Consider the following 22119-nt stretch of genomic DNA (forward strand, 5'->3'; position numbering starts at 1 on the left):
GCGGTAATCGTGATACTTCGTTGGATTCCGCGGTGAAGATTGGGGGGCGGTACGATTTGGCCGAATGTTGACGCCATTGTATGAATTAGTCGATTGGCCATATTCAGCGTCAAATGCCAGCATGACATTTGACCGTGGCTGGCGTGAAGGTGAGCGTTTTAACTTTGACCGTAAGAGCCAGATGGCGCGTTACGATTCTCCGATGTTTGGCGATATGGTCAAGTTTAGTTTAGCGGGTGGTAATGGTAGCTTTAAAGATAAAGACTCTAACTTCTTTGGCGGCTCTCTTTCGGTCACGCCACACGAAAAAATCACACTACATGCCGCATTTGAAACCGCAGATAAAACCGATTTTGATACCGATTTGATTGGTGACACGTCGGCGTACTTTGGTGGGGTAGAGTTCCGAATTACTGACAACTGGAACATCCTTGGTGCTTATAAAATCGCAGACTTTGAAGCCGATGATAAGTTAGGTGCGTATCACGAGCGTGACATCACCGCTTACTCGCTGCAAACCAACTACTACATGGGAGACATGAACTTCCGCCTTGGCTACGCTGATCAAGAAGGTGACACCGATAATGTAAAAGATGACACCTTAGATTTCACAACCATAACGGGTGAAGTGGGGTATTCATTCAACTCCGTTTATACCTTCCTACGTATTGCTCAACATAGCGGAACATACCGCGCAGGTAGTGGTTCATATACTGGTGAAGATTACGATGATTTGATGGTTCGTATTGGTACTGAATGGACCTTCTAAACACGATGTCGATAAATCTAAGATTAGTCCGTTAAACTTTTCCCTCTCTTTGGCGACAAGGAGAGGGCTTTTTGCTTGAACTGGTAAATCAAATGAAAAAAATCTTAATTCTCTCTATCGCAGTCATGATGAGTGCATTTGCACAAGCGCAAGTGACCATCAAAACGGATAACCGTGTTGAAATATTGGCTGTGAATCAAACGATCAATCAAGTGCCAGAAAAGGGCGAAGGGGATTTACAAATCGCGAATGGTGAAAACCAATTGCTGATTCGTGTGACCGCGATGGTGGATGGTAATGGCGGCAAAACCAAATTCAATTCTCTCCCTATGGTGATTCGTTTCGACGCTGCAGATCAAACCTTAACACTTGAAACACCTTTTGCGATTCGCAATGAGCGAGCGGTTAAGCAATTTTCTGACAACCCAAGTGTCAGCATAATGAGCAAAGGCCAAGAGATTCCTTATGTGCTTGATACTATTCATGATCAAACCTTTGCCTTGCTCAAAGACTACAATGCAATGCTGAGTCGCTATAATCAAACACAGGGTAAAGCGACGATAGCACCAGTGGCCATTCAGGCGAGCACTGTTCCGAAGACCCCTTTGGACCATCAACGACATGATGATTCGTTGCATAAGGTGGCGGAAACGGCTTTCATGCAAATGACGCCAACTCAACGGCAGCAATTTATTGCTTGGGCGGTACAGCGGCTCAATGATTGAGTGCGTGTTTTTGATAGCAGGGAGCGATGTAATGCTTCCTGCTATGGCGATTAGACTAAAAAAGACCGACTTACCCTAGCACCTAAAGGAACTTGAGTATAAAATAACGCCCAATTTTGGCATCGGTTGTTGCGGTGCGGTCATTTAGACAATCAAGGTATTTTACATGACGGTTAAAACTCGTTTTGCTCCTAGCCCAACAGGCTACCTTCACGTTGGTGGTGCTCGTACAGCACTATATTCTTGGCTATATGCTAAACACAACAAAGGTGAATTCGTTCTACGTATCGAAGACACGGATCTTGAGCGTAACTCTCAAGAAGCGGTGGATGCGATCATGGAAGGTATGGAATGGCTAGGTCTTGAGTGGAACGAAGGTCCTTACTTCCAAACTCAACGTTTTGACCGTTACAACGAAATGGTTGATGTGCTACTTGCACAAGACAAAGCATACAAGTGTTACGCTTCAAAAGAGCTGCTAGACGAAGTTCGTGCAGAACAAGAAGCAAACAAAGAGATGGCTCGTTACGATGCGAACCATCCAAAAATCAAAGCAGCAAACGACGCGGCAAAAGATGGCGATCCATGTGTTATCCGTTTCCGTAACCCGAAAGAAGGCAGCGTAGTCTTTGATGACCAAATTCGTGGTCGTATCGAAATCAGCAACAGCCAAATGGATGACCTAATCATCCGTCGTACTGATGGTTCGCCAACGTACAACTTCTGTGTTGTGGTTGATGACTGGGATATGGAAATCACTCACGTAATCCGTGGTGAAGATCATATCAACAACACGCCTCGTCAAATCAACATCTACGAAGCGCTAGGAGCTCCGGTTCCGACATTTGCTCACTGTGCAATGATCCTAGGTGATGATGGTGCAAAACTGTCTAAGCGTCATGGTGCTGTATCTGTAATGCAATACCGCGATATGGGTTACCTACCAGAAGCACTAAATAACTACCTAGTACGTCTAGGTTGGTCTCATGGTGACCAAGAGATCTTCTCTCAAGAAGAGATGATTGAGTTCTTCAGCCTAAATGCGATCTCTAAATCAGCTTCTGCGTTTAATACTGATAAGCTACTTTGGTTGAACAACCACTACATTAAAACTTCAGAGCCTGAGTACGTTGCTAAGCACCTACAATGGCACCTAGATCAGCAAGCGCTAAACATTGAAAATGGCCCTGCTATTACTGAAGTGATTAAACTTGTTGGTGAGCGTTGCAACACCTTGGTTGAACTTGCTGAGCAAATCCGTTACTTCTACGAAGATTTCGCGGAGTTTGAAGCCGGTGCAGCGAAGAAGCATCTACGTGGCGTAGCAAAAGAACCACTAGAAGCGGCTCTAACTAAAGTAGAAGCGATCACTGAGTGGACGACAGAAAACCTACACCAAATGATTGCTGACGTATGTGCAGAGCTTGAAATCGGTATGGGTAAAATTGGTATGCCACTACGCGTAGCGGTAACGGGTGGCGGTCAATCACCATCAGTGGACGCAGTAATGCAGCTAATTGGTCAAGAGCGTTGTGTTGCTCGTATCAAGATGGCACTCGCATTCATCGCAGAGCGTGAAGCTAACGCATAATTGTTGTTGCTAAAAAACACACAAAGACCGCAGCCATTGGGCTGCGGTTTTTTTTCGCCGCGTAATTAATTGGAATTTCTACTTTTCTTGTTCTACTTTTATTTGTGTCACCGATGAGAAATTGCACAAGCAATCAAAATTCTATTTTATGAATCAATCAAGGCACAAATGTGTGCGGTCCTTTACTCAGCTTAAGTTCATCGCTTAAGGCGAGGTTCGATTCGATGATTGTTTATTGATTTTCGGTATCTTATTTTACCTTTAAGATATTGAAAAAATCATTATAGTGCGACCGTTGTCGATAATAATCATACTCTTAGACAACTTAACTTCGGAAGTGACGTAACAAGTCGGTGTTGTTTTAGACATCGTCACTTGCTCAAGTGAATAATGGATAAAGGAATTTTCAAAATGAAAAAATTAGCAGTGGTAGTATCAGCGTCGCTTGTAATGGCTGCAAATGCAGCGGTTGCAGCGCCATATGTGGGCGTAAAAGCGGGTTATTCTTGGCTGAATGATGAATGTACAGCGACATCTCTTTGTGGCGATGATGACTCAGCATCGGCTGGCATCTTCGGTGGTTACGAGTTTAATGACTTTTTGGCACTAGAAGCGGGTTGGGACTACCTTGGTAAATTTACCGGCGCAGGTTTACCTGATGACAGTGTAGATGCGTTTACTTTGGCTCCTAAACTATCTTTCGGTGTGACTGACGCGATTGATGTCTACGGTAAGTTTGGTGGCGCTTATGTCAACTATGGCGATAAAAGTGATGAGTCTTTCCTAGGCGCACTAGGTTTAGAGTTTGACGTAATGGAAAACGGTTCTGTTCGCGTTGAATATCAAGCATTGACTGATATTAATAACGACGTTGTACGTGCATTTGCGAATACAGCATCAATTGGTTTTGCTTACAGCTTTGGTGGTAGCGAAGCGCAGCCTGAGCCGGTTGTTGCTGAAGAAGTGATGGTTGAAGAAGTGGTTGAAGTTGTTGTAATGACGAAGACCTTTGAAGCGACATTACTAGACACAGAGACTTTTGCTTTAAACAGCTCTGAGCTAAAACCAGAAAGCACCAGCAAACTCGATGAGTTGGTTGAAATGCTAAACGAGTACCCACAGGCACAAGTCAACATCGTCGGTTACACGGATTCATCTGGTGCAGCGGAATACAACCAGAAGCTATCTGAAAAACGTGCGCATGCTGTGGCGAATGTGCTTGCAGAACGTGGTGTTGAACCAAGCCGTATCAGCGTAAGCGGTGAAGGTGAGAATAACCCAATCGCAAGCAATGAAACCAAAGAAGGCCGTGCTCAAAACCGTCGTGTTGAAGTGACGGTACCTGAATTTGAGTACCAAGTGCAGCAATAAACTGATCTAATTAGTATGAAAAAAGCCTCGAATTTTCGAGGCTTTTTAGTTTGTGGCGGTTTGGTTGAGAGGCTTCATTTGAGATCAATACTGCTGAGGCGACCCATAAACTCCAATATTTCTAAATTCATCTTATTGGCTTCCAGTAGCGCTTTTTTGGTCTTGGTATAAGCGCCTAGACGGCCATGCTTATTGATCGAACAAACCACGCTTTTGTAGATCAACTTACCGTTGTCATCGTAGTTACGCCATGCCGCGATATAGCATTCATCTTTTGCATCTGGGCTTTCTTTGGTTGGCCGAGGTTTAAAAATGATCTTTGGTTCAAGCGAGTGTGGCAGGCGCGTCATGAGATAAGGATCTTTTAGCAAGCGTCGCCAGAATTTTCCCCACATTTCACTTCCCAGTTCATTCCGCAATCTGATGGCTTTTTGTAACCCTTTTTTCTCCCCAATCTTTAGAAAACCGACCGAGCGATGGAGTACGATGTCTTCAGGGGTATGAATATGAATTTTATAGGCAGTCTTAGCTTTTGAAATAAACCGATGTCCGGTATTGGTTGTTAAATTGCTCTTTGGCATAATTTTAAATGATATATTTGTTATTAATGAAAGGGTAAGCAATTGCTACCGATTTTTAAAGTGCGAATACTCAATAAAGATAGCTCATTCAGCAATTATTGCTCAAGAACCTGCTTCGCTCACAGAAAAACCAAGCTGATTAAGCGGTAAATTGCACACCACTAAACATTGAAGTGGCTCATAAATTCACATCATCTATGGCTTTTTAGGCGCTTTATTAATAAAAGTTAATCTCTCCTAAAACCAAGTTTAATTCTTCACCCATTACTATCTTTTGTGCACAAAGCGGGTAAACCGCGAAGGAAATTTACGCATAATTAAGAGGAATGACGGTGAACATATTAGGATATTTGCAAAAAATCGGTAAGGCATTGATGGTGCCGATTGCCGTGTTGCCTGCTGGTGGTCTGATGCTCGGGTTAGGGTATGCGATCGATCCTTCTGGCTGGGGGGCGAATAGCGCGCTTGCCACGATTTTGGTTTATGGTGGTAAAGGGATCATGGACAACCAAGCTTGGTTGTTTGCCGTCGGCGTTGCCTATGGGTTAGCAAAAGATAACAATGGTGCAGCTGCGTTGTCAGGCCTGCTTGGCTTGTTAATCATTGAAATGATAGTCGGTAATGTAGCGGTGATATCGTAAATTACAGGTGTCCCGGTTGATCAGATGAGTCAGGCGCAAATTGTTGCCTCTGGAGCAGCAGTGAGTGCCTTTACTGGGATATTAATCGGTATTGTCGCTGCGACGTTATACAACCGTTTCCACACCATTCAATTACCCACCGTGCTTGGTTTCTTTGGTGGACGCAGGTTTGTGCCTATCGTGACTTCTTTGGCTGCGATCAGCATCAGTTTAGTGATGGTGTACGTTTGGCCTGTGGTTTACGGTTCACTGGTTAATTTTGGTATCTCCATTTCAGAGCTTGGCGCTACTGGCGCTGGTATCTACGGCTTCTTCAACCGCTTATTGATTCCTATCGGATTGCACCATGCTTTAAACCAAGTGTTCATTTTTGATTTGGTTGGGATCAGTGATATTTCTAAATTTTGGTCTGGTACTGGTGAACTTGGCGTAACTGGTATTTATCAAGGTGGATTCTTCCCGGTGATGGGGTATGGTTTGCCAGCCGCTTGTTTGGCCATGTACCACTGTGCTAAGCCCGAAAATAAAGCCAAAGTTGGCGGGATTCTTGCTGCATCGGCTTTCACGGCGATTCTTACCGGTGTGACTGAGCCGATTGAATTTGCGTTTATGTTTGTCGCTCCAGTACTGTTTGTTATTCACGCGGTGCTCACTGGCTTATCACTATATATTGCCGCGAGTATGCAGTGGATTGCTGGGTTCACCTTTAGTGGTGGTTTGATTGACTTTGTTCTGTCCTTTAACCTTCCGCTAGCCATGAAACCGTATATGTTGGTTCTGCAAGGTTTGTGTTTTGCTGCGCTGTATTATGTGGTGTTTCGTTTTGCCATTATTAAGTTCAATCTTAAAACGCCTGGTCGAGAAGATGAGTCGCAAGCAGAGGTTGCCGTTGTTACCGTTGGTGAGAGAGCCGCGCAATTTCTCAAAGCATTAGGTGGTCATGATAATTTAACCAGCATTGACTCATGTATTACCCGTTTGCGTTTGTCATTGAAAGACGCCTCTCTTGCTAATGAAGAGACATTAAAAGCACTGGGTGCGATGGCTGTGGTTAAAGTAGGAGAGAATAATCTGCAAGTCATTGTCGGAACCGAGGCTGAGCAAATTGCATATGAGATGAATCAGATATCTGCATCTGATGATCTATCCGCGGTCGTACTGCCAAGTTAATGGTCTCTATTGAAGTCGACAGCCGAGCGTTTATGCTCGGCTTTTTAATGCCTAAGAGAAGTAGATCCTTGCACGCAACCCGGGTTGGTTATCACGTAAAATGAGTTCAGCGTTGTGACGGTGAATAACCGCTTCAACCAGAGCTAATCCCAAGCCATTGCCTTGTTCACTACGGCTCTTATCAGCGCGATACATTGGCTGGCAAATATAAGGTTTATCATGGTCCGAAATGCCAATGCCGTTATCAGTGATCACTACGCCCAGTTGATCGACAATGATTTGGATTTCTCCCGCTTCTGGCGTGTACTTCACGGCATTCTCAAGCAAATTGAAGACCGCACGAAACAGTAAAGAAGGCTCACCACTGATCAAACAGGCTTGATCTTGCCGAAAGGACAATTGCTGTTGTTTTTGCTCCGCTAATGGCGTAATAAATTCCATGGCATCTTGGGCGATTTTACTCATATCAACGCGCTGAAACTGGATGTTGGTTTGGCCGCTATTGAGCTTGGCAATTTCAAGCATGCTATTAAATAAAGACAGCAGTAGTTCGAGTTCATCATGGCAGGCTGTCACTTGGTTTAAGTGGGCACTATTTAATTGATGATCTTGGCTTAAAATTTCTTCTAGACGCAGCTTTAATCTTGCCATCGGTGTACGCATATCGTGAGCAAGCCCAGTTGTGAGCGATTTCAAGGTAGCCTCATTGAGTGTCATTTGCTCAATCATATAGTTAAGGTGGATGGCTAAAATATCGAATTCATCATCTTGGCGTGAAACCGGTAGTTTCACTTCTCGCTCACCACATAAAACTCGGTTCATCGCTTGATTGACCGATTCAAGACGACGCAACATGAGTACCGTAAAAAACAACGCTGCGACCAACATGATCACGCTAGGTAGAATGATTCCGGACAAAACAATTGGGATCAAGGTTTCTCGGTAAGCTTGCAGAACTTCTTCATTAACACCAATTTCAATGCGGTGAGAAAGGCCTACAGGAATGTTGGTCGTTTTAAGTTTTAGTGGGCCTATCGGATAGTAAGCTGGTGCCACATTTTGATCGCGAATCTCTAGTAAGCGATAGCGGAAGGGCGCTTCACCCGCTTGCTTGGTTTGAATCAGCTTTTCCACTTCGGCTTGGCTCTGTTGAGCAACATAGGTAAATTCAGCGACTTCATCATGGAGTTGGGCTGCAAGGCGTTGCCGATGGAAATTGTCTGAATCAAGATATAATTGACTGATCACGACAATGTTGATTGCGCTAATCAGAATCACTAATCCTAATAGCGCTCTAAATATTGATGAGCGAGTTAGTGAGTAGCTATCGACGAAGGACATAGCCTGCGCCTCTGACGGTATGCAATAACTCTGGGCAACCCGCTTGTTCTAGTTTTCGCCTTAGATTTGCCACATGAACATCAATCACATTGGTTTTTGGATCGAAGTGGTAGCTCCAAATCGATTCAAACAGACGCATTCTAGAAACGACCTGTTCAGCGTGTTCAATAAAATATTGCAGTAGTTGAAATTCTTTGGGCTGCAGTGACAGAACATGGCTCTCACAGCGGGCGGTATGGGCGCGCAAATCGACCGTTAAACAATCATAATTGATGACATTAGAGAGAGGTACTTGGCAATGTCGTCGGCGCACGATGATATCAACACGAGCGATCAATTCAGCTAAGGCAAAAGGTTTAACCAAATAGTCATCACTGCCTGCTTGCAGGCCATCAACTCGGTCCTCAACGCTGTCCATTGCACTTAAAATCAAAACGGGCACATGTTGCTCCGTTGCTTTAAGCGCGGAAAGAACCTTCATGCCATCGAGATAAGGCAACATGCGATCGAGGATCACGAGTTGGTACTCACAACTCAAAGCCATCATCAAACCACTTTTTCCATCTGCGGCTTGGTCGACGTTGTAGCCATGTTCTTGCAACCCTTTAGCGACAAACTCACGTGTGGTTGTGTCATCTTCAATAATTAGAACTTTCACACAATCTCCTTATTCTTATGCATGACAACCAGCATCAATAAATACTAACGTTTTGGAATGATTAAGTAATAGAGAAAAGAAAGGCTCGCATAACTAATGCGAGCCCAGTACGGTTTTATAGTGGGGGAACCGTAATGCCTATAATGAAGAGCTACAACCTCTAGCGGTGTTCACTCTACCCATCTTGGCGTTAAAGAGTGTAGCGAAAGCGACATTTAGTCATGGTTAGGGAAAGATTAAGATTCGTTAATCTAGGCGTGTCATCTTGTGTTGGACATTATCCAGACGTCTCCAGAACGAAAAAGCCCCAGTAACGAGTAGAGTTACTGGGGCTTTTAAACGTAAGTGGCGCTCCCGACAGGATTCGAACCTGTGACCTATCCCTTAGGAGGGGATTGCGCTATCCAGCTGTGCCACGGGAGCTTATGAAAACGATAGTAATCAATTAGATGATGATATTCATCTAAAATTACATCGAAGGTACGATCTTGTGCATAACATCGCCAATCTGAATACTATTGGCGAGTTCGGGTTGATCAACACTTAACTCGGCTTCTTGTTCATAAACGCGGCCAACCGTTAGGGTAATATCTGTCGCCGTGACTTTATTACGTGGTAAACCGCGTTGATCAATGAAAGAGCCTGTGTGCCACAATTGCAGTTTATCGCCTTCTCTAACGCCATGAATTCGGCCTAGATCCATTGTCAGGGTACTGCCCCATTTAGCAACGATTTGTGGCAGGGTAATTTTACATGAGACTTCTGATTCTAGATCTAACATAACATTACGACTCACCCTCAACATCATTTCTCCGTATGTCGAAGCCCAGAAGCGCGCGCTACGCGTATCGACTTGGCTGGTTTTTGGGAAAGGCCAAAGGGCAACTTCACGATAATTGCGGGTATAGACTTCGCTACCAGTCTTACCATCAAAAATGGTCAGCTCCATCGCAAACTGGCGGTTAATGGTGTCGTCTTTCAATAGTTTTTGGTCAACGGTTGCCGTGAGGTCAGTAATGGTGCCGCCAATGATGTATTGTGCCCCCGTATCTTCAGCAATCATTTTCAACCGTTCTGGATTTCGCTTATTAATTTCAAAATCAGTGGTGCCCACTGAGACGAAGCTACTGGATTCCTCATCTAATTGACGGTTAATCACTTGCGCAAAATCATCGCCGAGGCTGTAGACTTGCCCCATAACGGCTTGTTGTGGTGAAGCCAAATCGATATTACCGACCAAAAATGTCTTTTTATATTGGTCAACGTGGCAACCTGTTGCCGATGGGTAGATATCGATACGAACCTTTACCGTCATTACATTTTTGCGCAATTTTTGTTCTTCCACCAAAATGTAGCGAACTTCATGGTTGGTGAATTGGTATTCTTTGCGCGAACTTTCAAGCAACGGTCTTAGGTTTGAAATGCTGCCAATATCCGCCCCAGAAAAACTGACCGCTTTGTAGATCGCGTCTTCTAAAGCGTGTAAACGCGCGGCTTCTTCCGATGAAACAACGGTCGACATGCCCGTCACTTCGTACCACGCAGCGTAAGCTAGCGTTGAATTCACGCTAAGTAAAAGTGTTGTAAACAGGCCGAAAATAATTTTTTTCATATTTTAATTACCAATTAGGTACAGTTTTTGCTTGGTTAATCGTAGCAGATTTTGGCATTGCGTTTCTTACTGTATGCAAACAGAGAAAAGCAAAGAATGTTCCACTTTTAACAGAGAGATAAAAGTGTTTCATCAATGCCTAAATGTATTGGAGATCAGAGAATGAAAAAATGGTTAGCTTTAGTGCCCGCAGTCTTTCTTACTGCCTGTGCCTATGCCCCAATCTACAATGGTAAAGAACCTTACCAAGGCAGTCAGTTTATGCTGATGGATAGTCCTCGTCATACCCTAGACTTTTTTGTTGAGAGCTTGACGGAAGAATTGGTTCTATCAAATACGAGTGTATCGGCACGAACGCCGATTGCCGTCACCTCTTTTGTTGATTTACAAAACATGGACGCGACCAATTGGTTGGGTAACAGTGTTTCTGAAGGTTTCATCTATCAGTTTCAGCGTCGTGGTTTCAAAGTCGTTGACTATAAAACCACCGGCAGTATCCAAGTGACATCGCAAGGTGATTTCGCTTTTAGCCGAGACTGGAAAGATTTGGCAAAAGAGCAAGACATTGAATATGTCCTGACGGGCACGATGTTGCGTCAAGAAGGCGGTGTATTAGTCAATGCTCGTGTGGTTGGCATGCAATCTCGCGTGGTGGTTGCATCAGCGCAAGGCTTCTTACCGGCAGATCGCATTGGTCGAGATCTCGATACTTTAAACAGTATTCGCACTCAAGATGGTGTACTGATCCGTTCTGATCCAACGATTCGTCAGCCGTACACCGTAATTTTACGTCCATAGGAGCCCCCATGAAGAAGTTGTTTTTGCTGTTTGTGGTGTTCACTATGCTCGGTTGTCAGCCTTTATCACAAATGCGTCCAGATGATTGGTTAACCGCAGTCGGTTACGCCAGTATTGGTGAACAGAAAGGCCGTGATGACGAAGAGAAACAGGTGCGGGCGATGCGCGCATCAAAAATTGATGCTTATCGAGAGCTTGCAGAGCAAGTCTATGGTATGCGAATTAGCGGTCGTGCTGATTTAAAAGATCAACGCCTTGGTACTGAAGTGACATCAGGCGCGGTGGATGGCGTTATTCGTGGTGCCGAAGTGGTACGTAGCTATAAAGTTGGGGATACTTACGTCACTGAATTGCGTTTAGATATTCGTAAAATGAATAAGTTACGTGATTATGGTGAAGTACAGCAAGTTCCAGAAAAGCGTCAACAAACTCTGTTTTAACTCTCTACTCTCTCTGATCTCATGACAATAAAAAAGCGGCAATGTGATTGCCGCTTTTTTTGCATTTGTTGATTTTGTTGATTGGCGATATTTCGCTTAGCGTGATTACGCTTTTAGGTTGGTGCCTAAGGTAGAAATATTGCGCGTATGCCCTTCGGCGGTATAGGTCATGCCCATTTTGCCTTGGCTTTGTTTCATCAGGTTGTTGAGCTTGTGGAAACTCAATTGAGCGCGTTGAAGCGCTTCACCGTTAATGGTGTTCATTTGCTGACATTCCGCGACTAAGCTGCGGATTTTTTCAACCAGTTGACTTAACTCAGGATCGGTTTTCAGGCTTTCTACGTCTGGATGGCGACCGATTCTTTCATCTGTCTGCTGTAACTGGATGACCAACGTATTCTTTTGTCTGGCGAGCATCTCGATCTCTTTTGAGATACGTTGAGCTATCGCGCCTTGCTCTTTCTTTAATAGTTCCGAAAGATCATCGGCGTTTTTCAGTTGAAACTCAACTAAGCCCTGCAACGCAGCCATAAATACTCTCTAGTTACATCCCAAGTTCTTTTTCGAACTTGATCATATTGTCTGCTAACTTTTCCGGATCAACAGAGTAAGAGCCGTTAGCAATGGCTTCTTTAATTGCCGCCACCTTCGCTTGATCGAAGCTCGGTTGACTGACCATTTGATTGTGCATTTCACCGACTGCTTTGCCGGCAGAACTCAACGACACAGCATCCTGCGGTGTTGAAGACGTTTTTGCTGCTGACGTCGAAGTTGAAGATGTACTATCGCTACTGCGTGGGGCACTGCGTGTTGATGTCGCTAGTGTTTGCCCTGAGCGTATATTGTCTATACCTGCCATTTAGAAAGCCTTTTTGCGTGTAGAAAATCCTGTACTGAACATATCGGCAGAAATGAACAGACCTTTAGGAATATTTCTCGATCCTTTTCTGATCCTAGTTGCGATGATGAATTATCCTTAAAAAATCACGGTAACTTCAGAAATATCGCTTACTCTTGCATCAATTATACGATTGGATTTACTATTTTTCACTCTTATCTGCTCACCATGCGATCCATCTGATAAAGCGACGCCTTTTGTCGTGATGGTCATACCAGATTTTACGGCTTTGATGGTGACAATATCGTTGCGACAGACGACACAAATATCATTTTGTTCAATAATTTCACCGACGCGCAAATTTTTCTTCACTTTTGCTCCAATTACAGCATTTATTGTGGAAAAACCTTGCCGCCTTAACCGCTGCAAGTCTACCATGGTGATGGTGACATCGTGGGCTGAGACAATTTCGCCCTTATTGAGCGATGTAGTAAGCGTGGCTTGTGGGCCTGTACGCATCAAGCGAACAGAGACATAGGTTTTCCAATTTTCCTCCGGGCATTCAACTAATACCGTGATATTGCTGGCATTTGAGTTTGTCGAACGTGAAGAGGAAATGAGTCCTGTAGGGCAATCGCTGGCAAATATTCGGCTATCAATATTGGCGGCTTTGGCTTCTAGAGTGCCACCGGCAGGTTGTTCTATATTCTCGACAATATACTGTTCGGCAGCCGTTTGGATGCGCTTTATTTGTTCAGGTGTTGCAGATAGAGACGAAAAGCTAAAGAATAACAACGACGCGCCGATACACGTAATTATTCGATTTATAAATATATGAATAGAGGTTGTGGAAATAGTTGAAAGGGATGATTTCAAATATATCATTCGTTTTCTCTGGTTTGCATAGCCTATTCTAGATTACCACTTTTTATACATGAAAGTTTGAGAGATGGAGATGAGCTTATGACGGGTATTCTTGATTCTGTGAATCAGCGTACACAACTCGTCGGTCAAAACCGATTAGAACTACTTACGTTCCGCCTAATGGGTCGTCAGCGTTATGGCATTAACGTGTTTAAAGTTAAAGAAGTTCTCCAATGTCCTAAGCTTACCATCATGCCGAATCTTCACCCGCTGGTTAAAGGTGTGGCGCATATTCGTGGCCATACTGTATCTGTGATTGATTTAAGTTTAGCGATTGGCGGTCGTCCAACTACGGATGTTGATAAAGCATTTGTGGTGATTGCCGAGTTTAACCGCACGATTCAAGCATTCTTGGTGACTTCTGTTGAACGTATTATCAACATGCACTGGGAAGCGATTTTGCCGCCACCACAAGGTTCTGGTAAAGCGCATTACTTAACGGCTGTCACCAACATCGATAACGAGTTGGTTGAAATTCTTGATGTGGAAAAAATTCTGGCAGAGATCGCACCAGTTGATGAAACCATGGATGCTAATATCGGCCAAGAAATTGCTCAAGCACAAGCCGATAAGCAAGTTGTACGTCGTATTTTGATTGCGGATGATTCAACGGTTGCTCGTAAACAGGTTGAACGCGCTATTACTTCGATTGGTTTCGAGGTAGTGTCGGTAAAAGATGGTAAAGAAGCGTACGAGAAACTGCTTGAAATGGCCTCGCAAGGCAGTATCTACGATCAAATTTCGTTGGTTATTTCTGATATCGAAATGCCAGAAATGGACGGTTATACTTTAACCGCAGAGATTCGTCGCCACGCGGAATTAAAAGATTTATATGTCATACTGCACTCGTCATTGAGTGGGGTATTTAACCAAGCAATGGTTGAGCGAGTAGGGGCTAATGCCTTCATCGCCAAGTTTAATCCAGATGAGCTTGGTAATGCAGTGAAGACTGCACTTACAAATTAAAGAGAAGTGAATGACAGCGATAACAATAAGCGATCAAGAGTATCGTGATTTCAGCCGTTTTTTAGAATCCCAATGCGGTATTGTACTTGGAGAAAGTAAGCAATACCTCGTTAGAAGCCGTTTGAGTCCTTTAGTAGCTAAGTTTAAGTTGGCTTCGCTCTCTGAACTATTACGTGATGTGATTACGGGGCGTAATCGTGAATTGCGTATTGCAGCTGTTGATGCAATGACTACCAATGAAACCTTGTGGTTCCGTGATAGTTACCCATTCACAGTATTAGCCGATAAGATTTTACCGGAAATTGCCGCTAATAAGCGTCCAATCAAAATTTGGTCTGCCGCGAGTTCATCAGGTCAAGAACCTTACTCTATGGCAATGACTATTTTGGAAACGCAGCAGCGTAAACCGGGCATGTTGCCGAACGTCGCGATTACCGCCACAGACATTTCTTCAAATATGTTGGATATGTGTCGTGCAGGTGTGTATGACAACTTAGCGTTAGGCCGAGGTCTATCTCCGGAACGTCGTCGTACGTTCTTTGAAGATGCTGGCGATGGTCGAATGAAAATCAAAGACAACGCCAAACGTTTGGTGAATTTCCGTCCACAAAACTTGATGGATAGCTACGCGTTGTTGGGTAAATTTGACATCATTTTCTGCCGTAACGTATTGATTTACTTCTCTCCAGACATGAAGTCTAAAGTGTTAAATCAAATGGCTAATAGCCTTAACCCAGGTGGGTATTTGTTGTTAGGTGCGTCAGAGTCTTTGACCGGTTTGACCGACCGTTTTGAAATGGTGCGTTGTAATCCAGGCATCATTTACAAACTTAAATAAGTTGGCATTAGTCGCTTATGATTTGAAAAACCCAGCTTCGGCTGGGTTTTTTATTACGGGTGGATCATCGCTATACTGAAAGAGATATTCCAAATGGGTCACTGTTTAGTCAGTGGCAATGAAAAGTTGGCGTAGTTATTGCGTATTAAAATCGAGATCAAGTGGTATCGCTACAGACTGTAAAAGTTGGTACGTATATTGCTTTATCTACTAGTAATAACGGTCAGTTCTGAATGTAGAGGCAAACATGGCTATTTCTTTTGACAAGGCTTTAGGCGTTCATCAGCACACAGTCGGTGTACGTGAGCGCAATGCGGAAGTGATTTCCAGCAACATTGCGCAATCTAATACGCCAGGTTACAAAGCAAAAGGCATGGACTTCAATAAGGCGTTGCAGGCGGCAACATCAGAGGCAAGCATTGGTCTTAGCCGCACTGATGGTCGGCATATTCCTGCCTCTACCAGAGTGACAGGGGAAGTTTTGTATCGACTTCCAACACAACCTGACACTGGTGATGGCAATACGGTCGATGTGGATTTAGAGCGTAACTTGTTTATGCAAAACCAAATCAGACACCAAGCATCACTCGACTTCTTAGGAAGTAAATTCAAGAACTTAACCAAAGCAATCAAAGGGGAATAATTAGATGAGCTTATTTAACGTATTCAATGTGACTGGTTCTGCCATGAGTGCTGAATCCGTTCGTCTAAATACTACCTCAAGCAACTTGGCGAACGCAGACAGTATCTCAAGCTCAGCGAAAGATACTTACAAAGCTCGTCATGCGGTGTTTGGTGCGGAGTTAAGTAAGGCACAGTATGGTCGTGACCATAACGTACCAGTGAAAGTGTTAGGTATTGTTGAAAGTGATAAACCGCTTAATGCGGAGTACAACCCTGATCATCCTCTAGCGAATCACGAAGGCTATATCTACAAGCCGAATGTCAACATGATGGAGGAAATGGCCAACATGATTTCTGCTTCTCGTTCATACCAAACGAATGTTCAAGTGGCAGATGCTAGTAAACAAATGCTGCTGCGTACGCTGCAGATGGGTCAATAGGGATAAGGAGGTAACGTATGGCCGGTAGTATTAATAACGTTGGTCAAAGCGGCTTGTCCTATGTAGACCAGCTTAAAGCGCTTCAAGAGCAAAAAAAGCCAGAAGGAACAACAGGTAAGCAGGATCTTAAACAAGAAGACTTCTTATCGTTGCTCACCAAGCAACTTGCTCAACAGGACCCTTTTAAGCCGGTTGGTAATGACCAGATGATTGCGCAAATGGCGTCATTTGCCACCGTTGATGGCATTGGCAAGATGAATAATCAGTTCGATACGTTGAACGCGTCAATGACTTCAAACCAAGCTTTGCAGGCGTCAACTCTGGTTGGCCGAGATGTATTGGTTCCTGGAGCTGCAGGCTTAAAGCAAGACGGTAAATCAATGGCGGCAATGGTGAAACTGCCACAAAGCGTAGACAACATGTTTGTCCGCGTGGAGAACGAGATGGGCCAATTGGTGCGTACGTTCGAAGTGGGTGCGAAACCGGCCGGTGATAACCGTGTTGTGTGGGACGGAAAAGATGAAAACGGTAATCCATTGCCGGCTGGCAAGTACAATGTGAAAGCATCGGGCTTGCTAGAGGGAGAAAACAAAGAGTTTGAAGTATCGACATACGCAAACGTCAACAGTGTTCTTCTTGGTAAAGGTGATGGTAACGTACTGCTTAATCTGGCTGGCTTTGAGTCACCAGTTCGACTTGCTGAAGTACTCGAAGTAGGCAAAGCGTAACAACGCGAGCTAGATAGGAGAAATTGGAATGTCATATGTATCATTAAGCGGGTTATCAGCCGCTCAGCTCGATCTGAATACCACCAGTAATAACATTGCCAACGCCAACACGTTTGGTTTTAAAGAATCTCGTGCTGAGTTCGGTGATGTTTATTCAAATTCATTATTTACCAACTCTAAGACCTCTGCGGGTCAAGGTGTGCAGGCAAATAAAGTTGCGCAGCAATTCCACGAAGGTTCAAGTGTTTACACCAATAACCCACTGGATTTACGCGTATCTGGTACTGGTTTCTTTTCGGTTGCTAAAGAGCGTTTGATCCCTCAGCAAAATGAGTTGACGCGTAACGGTGCTTTCCACTTGAACAAAGATAACTATATGGTGACTTCAAACGAAGAATACCTATTAGGCTATCAAGTAAATCAAGATACCGGGGACGTACTCTCTTACGAGCCAACACCAATTAACATTCCAGCAGAGTTTGGTAAGCCTAAGCAGACTGCCAACATTGAAGTTGGTGTTAACCTACCAGCGAATGGTGATCTAAAAGACCCTGCTCTGTTTGATTACTCCGATCCAGAAACTTATAACCGTTCAACGTCTTCGACCATTTATGACTCGATGGGCCAATCTTACAAGATGACCACGTACTACTTGAAAGATCAGACTCAGCCAAATACATGGCAGACCTACTATACCGTGACGGATAAAGCGGGCGAAAAGCCAATCAACATAGCGGGTGGTGATGCAACAACACCAACTGGTCATGTTGGCCACACAATGCGATTCAATAACGATGGTACTCTTGCCAGCATCAATAATGGCCAGAATATTGTTAGTGAACCGATTGGTGCGGGTGCGAATCCAATCGATATGAACGGCGCAGATGTGAATCAAACCCTATCGTTTGGCCTAGATTCAGCCACTCAGTTTGCCGCTCCATTTGAATTGACTAAATTCGATGAAGATGGCGCGACAACAGGCTTCCTAACTAAGATAGACTTTGACGAAAACGGCAGTGTATTGGGGACTTACTCTAATGGTGAGAACATCACCTTAGGTCGAGTCGCTCTAGTACGCGTTGCCAATGAGCAAGGTCTAGATAAGAAAGGCGGCACGCAGTGGGATTCAACCCAGTACTCAGGTGATAAGATCTGGGGTGAATCGAACAAAGGTTCATTTGGTACCATCAATAATGGTGCTCTTGAGCAAGCGAACATCGACATGACTCAAGAATTGGTTGATTTGATTTCAGCTCAGCGTAACTTCCAAGCGAACTCACGTTCTCTAGAAGTACACAACCAGCTACAACAAAACATCCTGCAAATTCGTTAATTCTCTTAAGCAGAATCAAGCGCGCTTTATCTGGATGGCAACTTGGCGGCAACGCCTGGTTGCCATTGTTGCCACTTCAACACCCTTTCTCTTCTCTTCTCGACAATATTAATCTTTAACTTGTAGTTATGACATTGATTAATAACGATAAATAATATTGGCATAACAATTGCTTATTTAGCTCTGAATAGTGATTTTTGGAGCAAGTTATGGATCGTTCTCTGTTTCTCGCCATGAGCGGTGCCAAGCAAAACATGCAGGCATTACAGCTCAGAGCGAACAACTTAGCCAACGTAGGCACGACCGGTTTTCGCGCCGATTTAGCGCAAGCGCGTTCAATGCAGGCGTATGGTGATGGTTTACCAACGCGCGTATTTAGCATGACAGAACGTCCAGGCCATAACTTCCAACAAGGCAGTGTGATCACCACTGGTCGCGATCTTGATGTCACCGTACAAGGTGATGGTTGGATTTCTGTGATGGATAAAACCGGTAAAGAAGGTTTAACCCGTAACGGTAATCTACAAGTTGATACCAATGGTTTGCTGATCAGTGGCAACGGCAATTTAGTGCTGGGTGAAGGCGGAGCGCCGATTACCCTGCCAGTGCCTGTTAGCAAAGTTGAGATCGGCAACGATGGCACTATTTCCGTGCTACCTCAAGGTGCGCCAGCAGATGCGATGGAAGTCATCGATCGCGTTAAATTGGTCCGCATTGATAACCAATCACTATTCAAAGATGTAAACGGTTTATTCCGAGCAAAAAATCCTAATACGGCATACGAGGCCGATGCTGGAGTAAAACTGCTTAAAGGTGCCATCGAAGGAAGTAACGTTAACGCGGTGGGTGAAATGACGGCATTGATTGACCTTCAACGTCAATTTGAAATGCAGGTCAAAATGATGAGCACAGCGGAAGAGATGGATAAAGCCTCTGACACGCTACTTCGTTCGAGCTAATAATTTTTAGGAGATTACTATGCATCCGGCACTATGGGTTAGTAAGACTGGTTTAGACGCACAGCAAACCAACATTTCAACAATCTCAAACAACTTGGCGAACGCCTCGACCATCGGTTACAAAAAAAGCCGTGCGGTATTTGAAGATCTGTTTTATCAAAATATCAACCAAGCGGGCGGTCAGTCTTCACAGAATACTGAACTGCCGAGTGGTTTAATGCTTGGCGCAGGTTCAAAGGTTGTGGCAACCCAAAAGGTTCATACCAACGGTAACGCACAAACCACCACCAACAGCTTAGACATGATGATCGAAGGCGATGGCTTCTTCCAAGTATTGATGCCAGACGGCAACATCGGCTATAGCCGTAACGGTCAGTTTACCGTCAATGACGAAGGCGTAGTCGTAACGTCAGGTGCGGGTTATTCACTTGAGCCGGAGATTGCGATTCCTGAAGATGCGATTGGCATTACCGTCGGTACTGATGGTGAAGTTTCAGTGCGCTTACGTGGTCAGCAAGATAACCAAGTCATTGGTCAGATCACCACGGTCGATTTTATTAACCCAGGCGGTCTAGAGCCGGTGGGGCAAAACCTTTACTTACCAACCGGCGCTAGTGGTGACCCGCAAGAAGGGGTTCCGGGCTTTGACGGCTTTGGTAAAGTTCGCCAATCAATGTTGGAAACATCGAACGTTAACGTAACGGAAGAGTTGGTTAACATGATTGAAGCGCAGCGCGTCTACGAGATGAATTCAAAAGTGATTTCAGCGGTAGATAAGATGATGAGCTTCGTGAATCAGCAACTCTAATAAGCATTAAAAGGTGACTAGAATGAATCGCATCCTAACCCTAATTGCTCTTGCGCTTATGTCTGGCTGTACCATGTTGCAACCACCGGTTGAAACGCCGGATGTCGTCCAAGGGACCACAACGGTTGACGCGGTTGAGGGCGATAAATCGGATGATGACAGCTCTGGTATTATTGACACGTTGCGTGGCCGAAATGATCCGGTTGCCGGAGATCCTGCTTGGGCGCCGATTCATCCAAAACATGAACCAGAGCATTATGCAGCAGAGACTGGATCACTGTTCAATACTGGCAGCACCACAGGCAGTGTTAGCCTTTATAATGACTCAAAGCCTCGTGGTATCGGCGACATTATTACCGTTACCATGGACGAAAGCACCAAAGCGGCAAAAAGTGCCGATGCGGATCTGTCAAAAAACAATGCGGCAAATATGGACCCATTGGAAGTGGGTGGTCAGCAACTTAACGTTGGTGATTACAACTTTTCGTACAATCTGAAAAACGACAATAAATTTACCGGCAGCGCGGCAGCAAATCAGAGTAACAGTATTTCTGGTTCAATCACGGTTGAAGTGGTTGAGGTGTTGGCGAATGGTAACCTAGTGATTCGTGGTGAAAAATGGCTGACATTGAACACCGGTGATGAGTACATTCGTCTCAGTGGTACGATTCGTCCTGATGACATTAGCTATGACAACACCATTGCTTCAACCCGCGTTTCTAACGCCCGTATTCGCTATTCTGGCACGGGTACTCAACAAGATATGCAAGAACCTGGATTCTTGGCACGATTCTTCAATGTATCTCTGTAATTCGATTTGAAGGCGGTGTTTTGACACCGCCTTAAGTTACAGGTATCGCAATGAACAAAGTTATTCTCTTTATCACCTCAATGCTACTGATCACGACCTCAGCTCAGGCTGCACGTATTAAAGACGTTGCGCAGGTAGCGGGTGTGCGTAGCAACCAATTGGTGGGTTATGGTTTAGTTACCGGCTTACCAGGGACGGGAGAATCAACACCGTTTACCGATCAAAGCTTCAATGCGATGTTGCAAAACTTCGGCATTCAATTGCCACCTGGCACCAAACCAAAAACGAAGAACGTCGCGGCAGTATTAGTTACCGCTGAATTGCCTGCATTCTCAAAACAAGGTCAAAGCATTGATGTTACCGTTTCTTCGATAGGTTCAGCGAAGAGCCTACGTGGTGGTACGCTGATGCAAACCATGTTGAAAGGTTTAGATGGTCAAGTCTACGCGGTTGCACAAGGAAACTTAGTGGTGAGTGGTTTTAGTGCATCGGGAGCTGATGGCTCAAAGATTGTCGGCAACAACCCAACGGCCGGTATGATTTCTAACGGTGCGATGGTGGAGCGTGAAATTCCAAGCCCATTTAGCCGTGGCGATTACATTACCTTTAACCTGCTTGAATCTGATTTTACCACTGCGCAGCGTTTAGCGGATGCGGTGAACAACTTCCTTGGTCCACAAATGGCGCAAGCGGTGGATGCCACTTCAGTAAAAGTACGTGCTCCTCGTGATACCAGCCAACGTGTCGCCTTCCTCTCTGCGGTAGAAAACCTAGAGTTTGATCCTGCAGAAGGTTCAGCCAAAATTATTGTTAACTCGCGCACCGGTACGATTGTGGTCGGTAAGCATGTTCGTTTGAAAGCGGCGGCGGTGACGCACGGTGGTATGACGGTGGCGATCAAAGAGAACCTTAACGTCAGTCAGCCGAATCTATTTGGCGGCGGTGACACCGTTGTTGTGCCAGATTCTGATATCGAAGTGAGTGAAGAGCAGGGCAAAATGTTTAAGTTCGAACCTGGTTTAACGCTTGATGATTTGGTACGAGCGGTCAATGAAGTTGGCGCAGCACCTTCTGATTTAATGGCTATTTTGCAAGCGCTAAAACAAGCGGGCGCGATTGAAGGCCAACTGATCATTATTTAAGGGAATTAAGC

At 44.6% G+C, this 22119-nt stretch carries 22 protein-coding genes, 1 tRNA gene and 2 pseudogenes; 17 read left to right on the forward strand and 8 right to left on the reverse strand.

Features of this window, described 5'->3' with window-relative positions; genetic code table 11:
* Positions 1-28: 28 nt before the first annotated feature.
* From RH85_RS11150 to RH85_RS11165, 4 genes and pseudogenes are all read left to right on the forward strand, one after another.
* Positions 29-769, forward strand: a pseudogene (locus RH85_RS11150) (porin); the annotation flags it as partial.
* Positions 770-861: 92 nt separating this feature from the next.
* The gene (locus RH85_RS11155; RefSeq protein ID WP_039948974.1) at positions 862-1494 is read left to right on the forward strand and encodes a DUF2057 family protein; all 633 of its coding nucleotides are present in this window, start codon (positions 862-864) and stop codon (positions 1492-1494) included.
* Between the two features lie 166 nt (positions 1495-1660).
* Positions 1661-3085: a glutamate--tRNA ligase gene (gene gltX / locus RH85_RS11160; RefSeq protein WP_006712342.1), complete on the forward strand. Its 1425-nt coding sequence runs from the start codon at positions 1661-1663 to the stop codon at positions 3083-3085.
* A gap of 411 nt (positions 3086-3496) precedes the next feature.
* Positions 3497-4456 carry an OmpA family protein gene (locus tag RH85_RS11165; RefSeq protein WP_006712343.1) on the forward strand — a complete coding sequence of 320 codons (960 nt, stop codon included), beginning with the start codon at positions 3497-3499 and terminating at the stop codon, positions 4454-4456.
* A 74-nt stretch (positions 4457-4530) separates the two neighbouring features.
* On the opposite strand, the gene RH85_RS11170 is transcribed toward RH85_RS11165, so the two are convergent.
* Entirely contained in the window at positions 4531-5037 is a 507-nt protein-coding gene (locus RH85_RS11170) for a hypothetical protein (protein WP_039948972.1), read from the reverse strand.
* Positions 5038-5369: 332 nt separating this feature from the next.
* On the opposite strand from RH85_RS11170, the pseudogene nagE reads away from it, so the two are divergent.
* Positions 5370-6848 (forward strand): annotated as a pseudogene (gene nagE / locus RH85_RS11175) (N-acetylglucosamine-specific PTS transporter subunit IIBC).
* A 51-nt stretch (positions 6849-6899) separates the two neighbouring features.
* On the opposite strand, the gene RH85_RS11180 reads toward nagE, so the two are convergent.
* From RH85_RS11180 to RH85_RS11195, 4 genes are all read right to left on the reverse strand, one after another.
* Positions 6900-8189: a sensor histidine kinase gene (locus RH85_RS11180; protein WP_006712345.1), complete on the reverse strand. Its 1290-nt coding sequence runs from the start codon at positions 8187-8189 to the stop codon at positions 6900-6902.
* Complete coding sequence (locus RH85_RS11185) at positions 8173-8847, reverse strand: response regulator transcription factor (protein ID WP_006712346.1); 675 nt, start codon at positions 8845-8847, stop codon at positions 8173-8175. Before RH85_RS11185 ends, RH85_RS11180 begins: the two co-directional genes overlap by 17 nt.
* Before the next feature lie 346 nt (positions 8848-9193).
* Positions 9194-9270, reverse strand: a tRNA-Arg gene (locus RH85_RS11190).
* Positions 9271-9316: 46 nt separating this feature from the next.
* Positions 9317-10459 (reverse strand): flagellar assembly protein FlgT, encoded by a 1143-nt coding sequence (locus tag RH85_RS11195; RefSeq protein WP_006712347.1) that lies wholly within the window; start codon positions 10457-10459, stop codon positions 9317-9319.
* A gap of 162 nt (positions 10460-10621) precedes the next feature.
* On the opposite strand from RH85_RS11195, the gene RH85_RS11200 reads away from it, so the two are divergent.
* The gene (locus tag RH85_RS11200) at positions 10622-11257 is read left to right on the forward strand and encodes a FlgO family outer membrane protein (protein ID WP_006712348.1); all 636 of its coding nucleotides are present in this window, start codon (positions 10622-10624) and stop codon (positions 11255-11257) included.
* A gap of 8 nt (positions 11258-11265) precedes the next feature.
* Positions 11266-11697, forward strand: a complete 432-nt coding sequence (gene flgP, locus RH85_RS11205) for a flagellar assembly lipoprotein FlgP (protein ID WP_006712349.1) — start codon at positions 11266-11268, stop codon at positions 11695-11697.
* A 105-nt stretch (positions 11698-11802) separates the two neighbouring features.
* Here flgP and RH85_RS11210 read toward each other — a convergent pair whose 3' ends face one another.
* The 3 genes from RH85_RS11210 to flgA form a co-directional block, all read right to left on the reverse strand.
* On the reverse strand, positions 11803-12228 hold the full coding sequence (locus RH85_RS11210; protein WP_006712350.1) for a flagella synthesis protein FlgN: 426 nt from the start codon (positions 12226-12228) through the stop codon (positions 11803-11805).
* A 13-nt stretch (positions 12229-12241) separates the two neighbouring features.
* The gene (gene flgM, locus RH85_RS11215) at positions 12242-12556 is read right to left on the reverse strand and encodes a flagellar biosynthesis anti-sigma factor FlgM (protein WP_006712351.1); all 315 of its coding nucleotides are present in this window, start codon (positions 12554-12556) and stop codon (positions 12242-12244) included.
* Positions 12557-12673: 117 nt separating this feature from the next.
* The gene (gene flgA / locus RH85_RS11220; RefSeq protein WP_039948973.1) at positions 12674-13420 is read right to left on the reverse strand and encodes a flagellar basal body P-ring formation chaperone FlgA; all 747 of its coding nucleotides are present in this window, start codon (positions 13418-13420) and stop codon (positions 12674-12676) included.
* 78 nt (positions 13421-13498) lie between these two features.
* Here flgA and RH85_RS11225 point away from each other — a divergent pair, with 78 nt between their 5' ends.
* The 10 genes from RH85_RS11225 to RH85_RS11270 all read left to right on the forward strand — a co-directional run bounded on the left by RH85_RS11225 (position 13499) and on the right by RH85_RS11270 (position 22108).
* A complete protein-coding gene (locus RH85_RS11225) occupies positions 13499-14425 on the forward strand; it encodes a chemotaxis protein CheV (protein ID WP_006712353.1) in 927 nt (308 codons plus the stop codon).
* A gap of 10 nt (positions 14426-14435) precedes the next feature.
* Positions 14436-15263, forward strand: a complete 828-nt coding sequence (locus RH85_RS11230) for a protein-glutamate O-methyltransferase (protein WP_006712354.1) — start codon at positions 14436-14438, stop codon at positions 15261-15263.
* Between the two features lie 247 nt (positions 15264-15510).
* On the forward strand, positions 15511-15906 hold the full coding sequence (gene flgB / locus RH85_RS11235; protein WP_006712355.1) for a flagellar basal body rod protein FlgB: 396 nt from the start codon (positions 15511-15513) through the stop codon (positions 15904-15906).
* A 4-nt stretch (positions 15907-15910) separates the two neighbouring features.
* Positions 15911-16327: a flagellar basal body rod protein FlgC gene (gene flgC, locus RH85_RS11240; RefSeq protein WP_006712356.1), complete on the forward strand. Its 417-nt coding sequence runs from the start codon at positions 15911-15913 to the stop codon at positions 16325-16327.
* A 17-nt stretch (positions 16328-16344) separates the two neighbouring features.
* Positions 16345-17055, forward strand: a complete 711-nt coding sequence (flgD, locus tag RH85_RS11245; RefSeq protein WP_006712357.1) for a flagellar hook assembly protein FlgD — start codon at positions 16345-16347, stop codon at positions 17053-17055.
* 28 nt (positions 17056-17083) lie between these two features.
* Positions 17084-18388 carry a flagellar hook protein FlgE gene (flgE, locus tag RH85_RS11250; protein WP_006712358.1) on the forward strand — a complete coding sequence of 435 codons (1305 nt, stop codon included), beginning with the start codon at positions 17084-17086 and terminating at the stop codon, positions 18386-18388.
* Between the two features lie 209 nt (positions 18389-18597).
* Positions 18598-19347 (forward strand): flagellar basal-body rod protein FlgF, encoded by a 750-nt coding sequence (gene flgF / locus RH85_RS11255; protein WP_006712359.1) that lies wholly within the window; start codon positions 18598-18600, stop codon positions 19345-19347.
* 19 nt (positions 19348-19366) lie between these two features.
* The gene (flgG, locus tag RH85_RS11260) at positions 19367-20155 is read left to right on the forward strand and encodes a flagellar basal-body rod protein FlgG (protein WP_006712360.1); all 789 of its coding nucleotides are present in this window, start codon (positions 19367-19369) and stop codon (positions 20153-20155) included.
* A 22-nt stretch (positions 20156-20177) separates the two neighbouring features.
* Positions 20178-20966, forward strand: coding sequence for a flagellar basal body L-ring protein FlgH (gene flgH / locus RH85_RS11265; RefSeq protein ID WP_006712361.1), 789 nt, complete (start codon positions 20178-20180; stop codon positions 20964-20966).
* Between the two features lie 50 nt (positions 20967-21016).
* Positions 21017-22108: a flagellar basal body P-ring protein FlgI gene (locus tag RH85_RS11270; RefSeq protein ID WP_006712362.1), complete on the forward strand. Its 1092-nt coding sequence runs from the start codon at positions 21017-21019 to the stop codon at positions 22106-22108.
* The last annotated feature ends 11 nt before the right edge of the window (positions 22109-22119 follow it).

The sequence above is a fragment of the Vibrio ichthyoenteri ATCC 700023 genome, from assembly GCF_000222605.1.
Lineage (GTDB): Bacteria > Pseudomonadota > Gammaproteobacteria > Enterobacterales > Vibrionaceae > Vibrio > Vibrio ichthyoenteri.

Excerpts from the sequence above, each read along its gene's own strand:
- RH85_RS11155 (WP_039948974.1), top strand. The coding sequence starts at position 862 with ATGAAAAAAATCTTAATTCTCTCTATCGCAGTCATGATGAGTGCATTT.
- gltX (WP_006712342.1), top strand. The coding sequence starts at position 1,661 with ATGACGGTTAAAACTCGTTTTGCTCCTAGCCCAACAGGCTACCTTCAC.
- RH85_RS11165 (WP_006712343.1), top strand. The coding sequence starts at position 3,497 with ATGAAAAAATTAGCAGTGGTAGTATCAGCGTCGCTTGTAATGGCTGCA.
- RH85_RS11170 (WP_039948972.1), bottom strand. The coding sequence starts at position 5,037 with ATGCCAAAGAGCAATTTAACAACCAATACCGGACATCGGTTTATTTCA.
- RH85_RS11180 (WP_006712345.1), bottom strand. The coding sequence starts at position 8,189 with ATGTCCTTCGTCGATAGCTACTCACTAACTCGCTCATCAATATTTAGA.
- RH85_RS11195 (WP_006712347.1), bottom strand. The coding sequence starts at position 10,459 with ATGAAAAAAATTATTTTCGGCCTGTTTACAACACTTTTACTTAGCGTG.
- RH85_RS11200 (WP_006712348.1), top strand. The coding sequence starts at position 10,622 with ATGAAAAAATGGTTAGCTTTAGTGCCCGCAGTCTTTCTTACTGCCTGT.
- flgP (WP_006712349.1), top strand. The coding sequence starts at position 11,266 with ATGAAGAAGTTGTTTTTGCTGTTTGTGGTGTTCACTATGCTCGGTTGT.
- RH85_RS11210 (WP_006712350.1), bottom strand. The coding sequence starts at position 12,228 with ATGGCTGCGTTGCAGGGCTTAGTTGAGTTTCAACTGAAAAACGCCGAT.
- flgM (WP_006712351.1), bottom strand. The coding sequence starts at position 12,556 with ATGGCAGGTATAGACAATATACGCTCAGGGCAAACACTAGCGACATCA.
- flgA (WP_039948973.1), bottom strand. The coding sequence starts at position 13,420 with ATGATATATTTGAAATCATCCCTTTCAACTATTTCCACAACCTCTATT.
- RH85_RS11225 (WP_006712353.1), top strand. The coding sequence starts at position 13,499 with ATGACGGGTATTCTTGATTCTGTGAATCAGCGTACACAACTCGTCGGT.
- RH85_RS11230 (WP_006712354.1), top strand. The coding sequence starts at position 14,436 with ATGACAGCGATAACAATAAGCGATCAAGAGTATCGTGATTTCAGCCGT.
- flgB (WP_006712355.1), top strand. The coding sequence starts at position 15,511 with ATGGCTATTTCTTTTGACAAGGCTTTAGGCGTTCATCAGCACACAGTC.
- flgC (WP_006712356.1), top strand. The coding sequence starts at position 15,911 with ATGAGCTTATTTAACGTATTCAATGTGACTGGTTCTGCCATGAGTGCT.
- flgD (WP_006712357.1), top strand. The coding sequence starts at position 16,345 with ATGGCCGGTAGTATTAATAACGTTGGTCAAAGCGGCTTGTCCTATGTA.
- flgE (WP_006712358.1), top strand. The coding sequence starts at position 17,084 with ATGTCATATGTATCATTAAGCGGGTTATCAGCCGCTCAGCTCGATCTG.
- flgF (WP_006712359.1), top strand. The coding sequence starts at position 18,598 with ATGGATCGTTCTCTGTTTCTCGCCATGAGCGGTGCCAAGCAAAACATG.
- flgG (WP_006712360.1), top strand. The coding sequence starts at position 19,367 with ATGCATCCGGCACTATGGGTTAGTAAGACTGGTTTAGACGCACAGCAA.
- flgH (WP_006712361.1), top strand. The coding sequence starts at position 20,178 with ATGAATCGCATCCTAACCCTAATTGCTCTTGCGCTTATGTCTGGCTGT.
- RH85_RS11270 (WP_006712362.1), top strand. The coding sequence starts at position 21,017 with ATGAACAAAGTTATTCTCTTTATCACCTCAATGCTACTGATCACGACC.